This is a genomic window from Bradyrhizobium sp., assembly GCF_049586575.1.
Taxonomy (GTDB): Bacteria; Pseudomonadota; Alphaproteobacteria; order Rhizobiales; family Xanthobacteraceae; genus Bradyrhizobium.
On the sequence record NZ_JBAVCF010000432.1, the window covers coordinates 1 to 10,654 of the forward strand.

Genomic DNA, 10,654 nt, shown 5'->3' on the forward strand with positions numbered 1-10,654 from the left:
TCGAACGGCTGTATGGGTTAGGAGATGGGTAGAACCCTTTATCCCACGCGCAAAGCGCCTATTTACGGATCCATTTTAAGCATTTTGGCGGAGAGGGAGGGATTGCCGCGCCGATCACAGAAACCTAACAAAATCAGGCATTTCTCGCAAGCCCGATGAGCCCGTGTGTACCAGTCTTGTGTCCCGAAGTCGAACGATTTCGCTCCACCCACGGCGCGCCAAAAAAGGCAGTTCGGATTAGTGGTGATCTGCAGTCCCCTCCGCGAGATCGGCTTGTGGCAGTTTCCATCTGTCTGGCTCTCCACCCTCGGCTGTCCGTTCACCTAACGCGGTCCCGGGTGGGCATGGGGAACGACGCCACTAAGCGACGGGCAATTCCACGGCAGTTTCCACGTCCGCTTCCACTTCGCCGCCAGCGACTGCGCGGTATCGATCCAGCTGACCGGACGGGTCAGGCGTCGGGCCGGGCCGCATCGTCGGTCAAGATCAAGAGGAGAACGACCATGCCCCTCATCGAGGTTCATCTGATCGAGAACGTTTTCGATTCCGCCCAGAAAAAGCAGATCATCGAGAAACTCACCGACGCCATGGTTAGCATCGAAGGCGAGAACATGCGCGGCGTGACCTGGGTGAAGATATCGGAAGTCACGAGCGGCGAATGGGGGATCGGCGGTCAGCCGCTAACGACCGAAGCAGTGAAGGCGCTTGCCGCGGGAATGAAGGCCGCCTGACCGCCGTAGCCGGGCCATACCCGCGGAAGCGGAAACTTTTCCGTCGTGGCTGGATCCGTACTGAGGGTGCCGACGCTCGAGCCGCAACTCCACCCGCTGCGGACGGCCAGAACGCAGCGGGCGTTACACAAGGTCGATACGCCCGGCAGCATCGCGAAAGAGCGCCGCTGCGTCGGCGGAGAACTGAAAGGCATTCAAGTAATCGTCGACGGTGAACTCGGGCCGCGCTCTGCGGATTGCTGCAGCGTAGGCGCGCGCTTTTTCGATCCTGCCGGCGAGCGCGTGACAGAAGGCGGCGATCGCAAGGATCAAGACGTGCGCGTTCGGTTGCATCGCCGCCTTAGCCGACCAGGCTACTGCCTCATCAAACTGCCGGAGCCGCACGTGGGCCATTGCCTTGCTTCCCAGCATGCCAAACAGAAGGGGATCGAATGGGCTCAGAAGACGCGAGTGATCGGCAGCCTTGATCGCCGCAAGCGGATCGCCCGACTGCGATTGTACGAAGGCGAGTGTGTAGTGGCCTAGTGCGAAATTCGGACTAAGGTCCACGGACTGCCGCAACTCACCGACCGCGTCGTCATGCCGGCCGCTGAGCCAGAGCGCTCGCCCCATCGCCCAATGCGCCGCAGGATCGTGTTCGTCGACGATCAGGCCGCGCCCAGCGATCTCCAAGGCACGGGTCGTGTGGTGTTTGCGATCACCCCAATGCTGGAACGCGCTCTGCCAATGGGTGAACGACAGGCCGGCGTGGGCGCGCGCGAATGTTGGGTCTAGCCGCACAGCCATTTCGAAGAACTGGCGGGCGGTCTCGTTCTCTGTCTGGGTGAAGCGGTACATGTGCCAAAGGCCGCGGTGATAGGCCTGCCAAGCGTCAAGCGAGTCGGGCGGCCTTAGCACCGCGCGATTGCGCTCGACAGCTTCGATCTCACTCGCGATCGACGCGACAATCCGGTTGCCGATGTCGTCAATGACCGAAAAGACATCGTCCTGCTTGCGATCGAAATCCTCGGCCCAGAGGATTCTCGCTGTGGCGGTTTCGATCAATTCCACACTGACGCCGAGCCGGCTTGGCCGCCGGCGGACCGATCCGCTGGCCACATAGTCGACGTTGAGCCGTCGGCCAGCCTCTTCTGGTCCGATGCGTCGGCCGCCGAGGGCAAAGACGGAGCCCTCGGCAATGACGAAGAAGTTCCGCAGCTTGGCGAGACGCGTAATGATGTCATGCGTCAGGCCATCGGCCGTTTCGCTGGCACCTTCCCGCCGGTCTGGCAGGGCGTGGAAGGGCATCACGGCCAGCGACGGGCGGCGCGCCGCTCTCGCAGCGGTTTCGGCTCTTGCGTCAAGCGCGAGAGACATCGATGGCGCCACGACGGTGCTGCTTGGCGCCGCCATCGGCCGCGCTTCGCATATTTCCTGCCACGCCTTCCGGATCGGCTCAGAATCGAGACCCTCGGCTTGGTAGAGCCGCTCCGTGGCCGTCAACAATCGCTTGCACGCGTCGATACGACCGCGCTGGGCGAGACGGCGCAAAAGTTCACTCTGCGCGTTGTCGTCGAACGGAGCGACCTCGACCCATTTTTCAAGCGCGGCCAAGCCCTTGCTGGAATCCGCAGGCAGGCTCTCGACGAGCCGCTGAAGAAGCGCAGCGCGAAAGGCGGCGTATCGGCTCTGCTGCCCAGTCAGCCACAGGTTGAATTCGGGGCAGCGTTCGATGACGAGCCCTTCGAGCAGTTCGCCGTCGTAGAACTCCGAGAGGACTCGTAGCTGATCGACGCCGAGTGTCTCGATCCCCCTTTCCATAGCGGAAGCGACTTCGACGGCGTCCACGAACCAGCTGTCTAGTCGCAGCGCGACCGCATCGCCGGACGTGACTACGATATTTCCGCCGGAGTCGCCGAGCAGGCCCCTCAACTTACTGAGGCACCAACGAAGCTCGCCTCTGGGGTCGTTGGCTGCCTCGTCCCATAGCAGCTCGCACAGCCGACCGCGCTGCGCCGGGCGCTGTGTGAGCGCGAGGTAGGCGAGTAGGCCGCACGTCTTGCGCGAGGCTGGCAGTTCCAGCGCCGCGCCACCCCGCTCAATCGCCAGCGGTCCCAACATGCGGAGCCGAACGCCGACGGGCTGGCATCCCAACGGACTCGATCCCTTATTCATTTCCACGGTCGCTCCAACGGCGGAGGTCCCTAAAAGCTTGTATCATCGAAATTATTCAGCCGCATCCGGCATTCCGTCGGATGCCCCTCAGATAGGAGCACGCCTATGCCGGCTGCAACAGCTATGAGAAGCACGCGGGGCCGCGGCCGCCTTTTCGACAGTATCCTCGATACGGTCGGCGACACCCCAGCGATTCGGGTCAATAATCTCGGAGTCGAAGGCAGGACAATTTACGCCAAGGCGGAATTCTTCAACCCAGCATCGTCGGTCAAGGATCGGCTCGCACTCAACGTGATCGAGGCAGCCTCGCGCACCGGCGCTCTAAGGCCCGGACAGACCGTCGTCGAGGCGACCAGCGGCAACACCGGGATCGGGCTCGCCATGGTCTGCGCTCAGAAGGGCTATCCCCTCGTGGTGACAATGGCCGACAGTTTTTCTGTCGAGCGGCGCAAGCTCATGCGCATGCTTGGTGCCAAGGTGGTCCTGACACCCCGGGCCCAGAAGGGCTTCGGCATGTATCAAAAGGCAGTCGAGTTGGCGGAGACACACGGCTGGTTCCTCGCTCGGCAATTCGAGACGGAGGCCAACGCCGACATCCATGAGAGCACGACCGCTCGGGAAATCATCAATGACTTTGCCGGGCAGCGCCTGGACGTCTTCGTCACCGGTTACGGGACCGGCGGAACCGTTACGGGCGTTGCTCGCGTGCTTAGGCGTGAGCGACCCGAGACTCGCATCGTGCTGTGCGAACCTGAGAACGCCCAACTGGTCAGCAGCGGTGTCGCACAGCAGCGCGCTGCCGGCGGGGCGCCGTCGGGCAGCCATCCCGCATGGGAGTCGCATCCAATCCAGGGCTGGACGCCGGACTTCATCCCTGCCGTGCTGCAGGAGGCGATCGATTCCGGCTTCTATGACGAGATCCTCCCTATCGCTGGCGCCGAAGGCATGGCTTGGACCAGGCAGCTCGCCCAGAAAGAAGGGATCTTCACCGGAATTTCCGGTGGATCAACCTTCGCGGTCGCGCGCCGGGCCGCCGAACGTTCCCCGGCCGGCTCGGTGATCCTGTGCATGCTACCCGACACCGGAGAGCGATACCTCAGCACGCCGCTGTTCGATTCCATCGAGGCGGAAATGAATGAGGAGGAACTCGCGCTTTCCCGGTCGACTCCGAGTTGCCAGTTCGCAGCTGCCTGAGACGCTGGCGATGTCAAGCCTACCTCACCGAACGGGCGGAGCCCCGGAAGAAACGCTCGACCCTGAAGACTGGACCGATGCGCAAGCCGTCGCACGCTGCGCCGTCGATGACGCGATCGAGTATCTGCGCGATATTCGCGATCGTCCGGTCTGGCGGGACATGCCTCGTGAGGTCAGGAGGACGTTCGAGACGCCCTTGCCCCATTCACCCACACCCCTCTCGGAGGTCTACCGCGAGGTTGCCGAAACCTTGATGCCCTACCCAATGGGCAACATCCATCCGCGTTTCTGGGCCTGGTACATGGGGTCAAGCAACTTCACCGGAGCGCTGGCTGACTTTCTGGCTGCTGTTCAAGGGTCCAACCTTGGCGGCGGCAATCACGCCGCCGCAAAAATGGACGAGCAGGTCGTCGACTGGTGCAAGGAGATGATCGGCTTTCCGGCTTCGGCAAGCGGCACGCTGGTCAGCGGCGGATCGATGGCCAACACCATCGCATTGATTGTCGCGCGCAACGTCAAGGCGGGCATCGACGTGCGTGAGCATGGCGTCGCGGCCATCGAGAGGCCGCTCCGATTCTATGCCTCGGACCAGATCCACAGCTGCCATCGCAAGGCAATCGAAGCGATGGGCCTTGGAAACAGCGCGCTTCAGCGCATCCCAACCGGGGACGATCTTCGGGTCGACCTTGATGCGCTCGGCGTGGCCATCGCGCGCGACCGCGCGGCCGGCCTGCAACCGGCCTGCGTGATTGGCAACGCCGGCACTGTCAACACTGGCGCGATCGATGATCTTCAGGCTCTTGCCGATCTCACGGCGCAAGAAAACCTCTGGTTCCATGTCGACGGCTGCATCGGCGCGCTGATCGCCATCGCGCCGGATAACGCCCATCGCGTTCGCGGCTTGGAGCGAGCTGATTCCGTCGCGCTTGACCCACACAAGTGGCTGCATGCGCCCTTCGAAGTCGGATGCGTTCTGGTTCGCGACGCCGCAGCCCATCTGGCGAGCTTCTCGGTGGAGCAGGAATATCTGGGAAAGACACCGCGCGGCATTGCATCCGCAGAGTGGCTCTATGAATATGGCTTGCAGACGAGCCGCGGGTTTCGCGCATTGAAAGTCTGGATGGCGCTCAAGGAGCACGGCGCCGAGAAATTCGGGAGGCTTATCGATCAGAACATCGCCCAAGGTCATTACCTCGACGGTTTGATCGCCTCGGAGCCGCTGCTCGAAAATGTCGCGCCAGCGACGATCAATATCGTTTGCTTTCGTTATCATCCGCCAGACCTCGACGAGGTCGCTTTGAAGCATCTCAATCTCGAAATCATGATCCGTCTGCAAGAAGACGGCATCGCCGCCATTTCAGACACGACCGTTCGCGGCAAGCACTGTTTAAGGGTCGCGATCAACAACCATCGCACGCGGCGATCCGACCTAGACCTCTTGGTACGCGAGATCGTCCGCCTCGGGCGAGACTTCGACTTTTCGAGATGAGGCCGGAGGGTAGCAACAAGTTTGAGCGGGAAGACGATCGTCCGTTCATACGTCGCTCGGCCACGAGGCCAAACGACGATGAGAGTCACTATCGCACAAGATAATCGCGCGGTCGACGTCGAAGCCTAGGCAGGCAGGCCTGCGGACCATCGCGAGGACATGACCATGGATATGGGCGAATGGCTGCGAAGCATCGGCCTCGGGCAATACGAGGCCGCCTTTCGCGATAATGAGATTGACGACGAGGTTCTTCGGAGCCTGACGGCCGACGATCTGAAGGATCTCGGCGTAGCGGTCGTCGGACACCGCCGCAAGATTCTGACTGCGATCGCGGAGCTGTCGGCGTCAGCTGCGGATTCCCCTGCAAAGGTGGACACCGAGCGCCTGCCGCCCATCGTAGAGGCAACTCAGGCTGCGGCAGAGCGCCGCCAGCTGACAGTCCTGTTCTGTGACCTAGCTGGATCGACGGCCATGTCCGCTCGCCTCGATCCCGAAGACATGCGGGAGGTTATTCGCGGCTATCAGGACGTCTGTTCCGGCGTGATTGCGCGCTACGACGGCTTCGTCGCAAAATTCATGGGCGACGGCGTCCTCGCTTATTTCGGTTTTCCCCGCGCCCACGAGGATGACGCTGAACGGGCTGTGCGGGCCGGGCTCGATCTTGCCGATGCTGTCGCAAGGCTGCAGACGCGCGACGGAGAAGCCTTGAAGACACGCATCGGCATCGCGACCGGAATAGTCGTCGTCGGAGACCTTGTCGGTCAAGGGTCGGCTCAGGAGCAGGCCGTGGTCGGCGATACGCCCAATCTCGCCGCACGTCTGCAGACGCGCGCCGAGCCTGGCGCCGTTCTCATAGCCGATCAGACTCGTCGTCTTCTTGGCGAAGCTTTCGAGCTGAGGTCGCTGGATCTGAAGGACCTGAAGGGATTCGACGCGCCAGTCCGAGCGTGGGCGGTGTTGCGCGAAGCCGAAACAGAGACCCGCTTCGAAGCGTCGCGATCCAGCCGGATGACGCCGTTCGTCGGACGCGAGCCCGAGGTAGCGCTGCTTATCGAGCGATGGCGGGACGCATGCGCGGGCGAGGGCAAGGTCGCGTTGCTCTCGGGCGAGGCCGGCATCGGCAAGTCGCGTATCTTGACCAGCTTGCGCGAGCGGGTTGCCGATGAGCAGCATCTGGCGATCCGCTACCAATGCTCCCCCCACCATGTGAACGACGCGTTCCACCCGATCGTCAGTCAAATTTGGCGAGCTGCGGAATTTGTGACCGAAGAGGCTCCCAAGACGCGCCTTGAAAAGCTCGAGGCCATGGCCCGCCGCTCGCGGCTCGAGCCGACGGAGCTCGTTCCGTTCGTGGCTTCGCTGTGTTCGATTCCTTTCGAAGGACACTATCCGCCGCTTGAGATGTCGCCTGCCGAACAAAAAGAGCGTTTGATCGTTGCCCTGCTTGAGCTCTTTGAAGGGCTGACCACGGAAGCGCCACTGCTCGCGCTACTGGAAGACGCGCATTGGATCGACCCGTCCTCGCTTGAGGTGTTCAGTCGGCTTGTCGATCGGATACCGAAATTGCGTGCGTTCCTCATCATCACCTATCGCCCGGAATTCGTCCCGCCTTGGCTTGGCCAAGGTCACGTCCATTCGCTGGCGTTGAGCCGCTTCGGGCGACGCCACGCCCTCGTCATGATCGATCGCGTCGCCGGCGGCAAGGCTTTGCCGGCCGAGGTCCTGGAGCAGATCGTAGCCAAGACCGACGGCGTGCCCCTTTTCGTCGAGGAATTGACAAAAACCGTACTCGAGTCCGGGCTCCTGGGCGAACACAACGGGTCGTACGTCCTCGCTTCGGCGCTCACGCCGCTCGCGATTCCGTCGACCCTCCAGGACTCTTTGATGGCGAGGCTCGATCGTTTGGGGCCGATTAAGGAGATCGCGCAAATTGGAGCGACGATCGGCCGCGAGTTTCCCTATAACCTTCTGGAGGCGGTCTCGCCCACTCAAGGCGTCGGGCTCCAAGATGCGCTCGCTCAGTTGATCAACGCGGGCCTAATCTTCAGCCACGGGACGCCGCCCGAAGCGAGCTATACGTTCAAGCATGCGCTTGTCCAGGATACGGCCTATGCGACGCTCCTCAAGAGCCGGAGGCAGCAACTGCATCAGCGGATCGCTGAAAGCCTTCGCGATCAATTTCCGGAGCGAGCGGGGCGCGAACCGGGGATAGTGGCGCATCACTTCACACGGGCGGGGCTGCCGAAGACGGCAATCGAGTGGTGGGGGCGCGCCGGGAACCGTGCAATGCGTCGCTTCGCCAACCACGAGGCCACTCTGAGCTACGTAAACGGCCTGAACCTGATGGCGGACCTGCCGGCCGGTGAAGAGCGCGACCGACAAGAACTTGCGTTCCGGCTTGCGCTGGGTCCGGCACTGCTCGCGGCACGAGGGTATGCGTCCGAGGAGGTTGAACGAAACTATCAGGAGGCAAGCCAGCTAGCAGAGGCTTTATCCGACAGAGAGGCTGTATTCACGAGCGCGCGCGGGCAGTGGCACTACCTTTACGACCGAAGCCAACTTGATCGCGCGCTGGCGCTTGCCGAGCGGTTGCGCGATATTGGGGCGGAAGATATGAGCGCGGAGAAATGCAGCCTCGCGTTCCGCGCCGTCGGCTCGACTCTCATGAGCAAAGGTGAATTCGTACGCGCGATCGAGGCTTTCGAACACTGCATAACGCACGGCAGCCAAACACCGCTTGGCGCTTCTTTTGCGCATCACGGCGAGGAGCCGCACATTGTCGCTTTGCAATACAAGGGACTGTCGCTCGCGGTTCGGGGCTATGCGAACTCCGGTCTCGCATCGGCACAGTCAGCGCTTTCGTTGGCCAAGACCTTGAACTTTCCGCTGATGGTAGCCTTCGCCTCGACTGCTGTCGGCATGGTATTAATGCTGCGTCGCGACTATCGGCCCTGTGCCGCTCTTGTGCGGCAACAGATCGATTTTTGCTCGGAGCAGGGCTTCATTTTCTGGTCCGCCGCACACGAAATTCTTCACGGCGCGTCACGCGCCTGTCTCGACGGAGACCCGGAGGGCGTCGCCCAGCTGGAGGAAGGCATCCAAAGCTGGAAGAAGACCGGCGCCGTACTCCACATCCCGACCTGGTCGTCCTATCTGGCCGAAGCCGCACTCTGCATCGGCGACGTCGATTGCGCAGAGAAAGCAGTGTTGAACGGGATCGACACGTCCGAAAGGCATGGCGACGCCTTCGCACTCGCGGATCTGAAAAGGCTCGCCGGGCGAGTGCTCCTGAGACAAGATCTTCGCAATCAGGCCCGCCGCGAATTCGAAGCGGCCGTGGACATCGCGCAGCGGCAGGGCGCGGGACTTTATCTGCTGCGATCCGGTCGTGACCTGGCGCAGGTCGTCGCCGATGATGGCGACGTAGCCGGTGCTCGGGACACTTTGTCGTCCATTGTCGAAAGGATTACGGAATATCGGACCGGGCCGGACTTCCAGGAAGCTTCGGCGCTGCTCTCCACGTTCGCGCGAGCTAAGGCCTGCTGACATTCCTGTAAATTCAGACCCTGATCATTGGACGATCAGCCTCTGGGCGGCTACCTTGAAATGTTTGGGGCTCTCTGTGTACCACCGGCGGGATCGAGCCGCGCGGTGAAGAGTATGAATCGCTCAAGCGCTGCAATTACTAACGTTTCGTGCAGGCCGGGTTGGAGGGAGGGAGGGATTGCCACGTCGCGCTAGTACAACCAATAAAATCAATAGTTTACTGCCTACCCGATCGCTCCATTTGTACCAGTCTTGTGTCCCGAAATCGACCGATTTCGCCCCACACACCGCGCCAAAAAGCAGTTCGGATTAGAGGAGTATTTGCGATCCCCTGCCGCATCGGTCGAGTCAATTTCCCTCTGTCCCCCTCAACCTCGAATGTCCATTCGCCGAACGCGGTCCCGCGTGGACATGGTGGACGACGGCGAACGCTAACTGCCTGTGGGGTATAGCGGCGACGGTCGCTGGGCCGATTGCGCAACGTGCATGGTCCATTCGTTCGATAAAGCGCCCTTGCGAGTCTGGCAGATCGCCGGACATGTGGAATGAAAGGTATTGTCGGCGGCCGTCCTACAAAAAACGGGAGTGCTCCCGCAGATTGCGTACCAAGGCCTCGTGGGGACTCTTCAAGCAAGAGTCTGGTAACTTCACACGGCTAAGTGCACATGCTCGCAATGGTCTGCTCTCATACCTCCGAAATAGCGAGCCACTTCTTTCTACTTCAGTTCCATCGTTGATCCCGTGGCGAGCCAAAGCTCGAATTGACCCAAGTCAAGGTTTGCGCGTCCCGTTTCGTTAGGTTTCCGGCCATGAGACAGATGTTCAAACATGCAAAGATAAGTCCTTGATTGTCAAATCATCGCTTTAGCGTTCATCGAACAGAGGAGCAGGACCAATGGCCGCAAAGCGAAAAAAGACGACAAAGGCTAAGACGGCAAAAATGTTGAAAAAGCCAGCCGCCAAGCCCGGCGCCAAGAAAGCAAAAGCGGCAAAGAAGTCTGCGGCTAAGAAGGCGGTTGCTAAGACATCACCAGCTAAAAAGGCAGTCAAAAAGCAAAAGCGGGGCAGGAGCACGCCAGCAAAGACAGCTGCCAATACGCGAGCCAAGAAAACACCGACGCAGAAGACGGCTTGGAAAATCAGCCCCGAGATTAGTCAGTCCATTGTAGACATAGATATTTGGAAGAAGGATGATCTGAAGATCGAGCATTTGACGGTCTATCGCTCGGGTTGGATTGTCGTGGACAAATTGCCGGATTTGACCGGCTACAATCCAGACGAGGGCGTGAACATCTTTGAAGAATTTGAATTCGAAGAACATGAAGTGTTAGATGGGTCCGAAGAGACTTCATTTTTTCCAAAGGATCTGCCGGCAGAAGAATGCGAGCGTCTTATGACCCTTTCGGAAGAAGAGTTGGTGGGCGAGGGTTGGACGATCGAATCAGCAACTCGTTTCAGCGGACCTCTGGTGGTCGAAGCGGTAGAAGTCCTACCTTCCGCATAGCCGATGATATTCAAAATGCGTCGGATGATAGTACCA

The 10,654-nt window shown here is 60.8% G+C and carries 6 protein-coding genes and 1 pseudogene; 5 read left to right on the forward strand and 2 right to left on the reverse strand.

The genetic code is table 11. From position 1 onward, the window contains the following. The first annotated feature begins 503 nt into the window (after positions 1–503). Positions 504–731, forward strand: a complete 228-nt coding sequence (locus WB528_RS17150) for a tautomerase family protein (protein ID WP_423889600.1) — start codon at positions 504–506, stop codon at positions 729–731. 123 nt (positions 732–854) lie between these two features. Here the strand turns inward: WB528_RS17150 and WB528_RS17155 are convergent, their stop codons facing one another. Further along, positions 855–2,885, reverse strand: a complete 2,031-nt coding sequence (locus WB528_RS17155; protein WP_423889601.1) for a transcriptional regulator — start codon at positions 2,883–2,885, stop codon at positions 855–857. Between the two features lie 105 nt (positions 2,886–2,990). Here WB528_RS17155 and WB528_RS17160 point away from each other — a divergent pair, with 105 nt between their 5' ends. The 3 genes from WB528_RS17160 to WB528_RS17170 all read left to right on the forward strand — a co-directional run bounded on the left by WB528_RS17160 (position 2,991) and on the right by WB528_RS17170 (position 9,114). Further along, a complete protein-coding gene (locus WB528_RS17160; RefSeq protein ID WP_423889602.1) occupies positions 2,991–4,079 on the forward strand; it encodes a PLP-dependent cysteine synthase family protein in 1,089 nt (362 codons plus the stop codon). A gap of 10 nt (positions 4,080–4,089) precedes the next feature. Further along, a complete protein-coding gene (locus WB528_RS17165) occupies positions 4,090–5,568 on the forward strand; it encodes a pyridoxal phosphate-dependent decarboxylase family protein (protein WP_423889603.1) in 1,479 nt (492 codons plus the stop codon). 165 nt (positions 5,569–5,733) lie between these two features. Further along, complete coding sequence (locus tag WB528_RS17170) at positions 5,734–9,114, forward strand: AAA family ATPase (protein WP_423889604.1); 3,381 nt, start codon at positions 5,734–5,736, stop codon at positions 9,112–9,114. Between the two features lie 432 nt (positions 9,115–9,546). On the opposite strand, the pseudogene WB528_RS17175 reads toward WB528_RS17170, so the two are convergent. Next, positions 9,547–9,681 (reverse strand): annotated as a pseudogene (locus tag WB528_RS17175) (Crp/Fnr family transcriptional regulator); the annotation flags it as partial. Positions 9,682–10,009: 328 nt separating this feature from the next. On the opposite strand from WB528_RS17175, the gene WB528_RS17180 reads away from it, so the two are divergent. Continuing rightward, entirely contained in the window at positions 10,010–10,618 is a 609-nt protein-coding gene (locus WB528_RS17180) for a hypothetical protein (RefSeq protein WP_423889605.1), read from the forward strand. Positions 10,619–10,654: the final 36 nt, after the last annotated feature.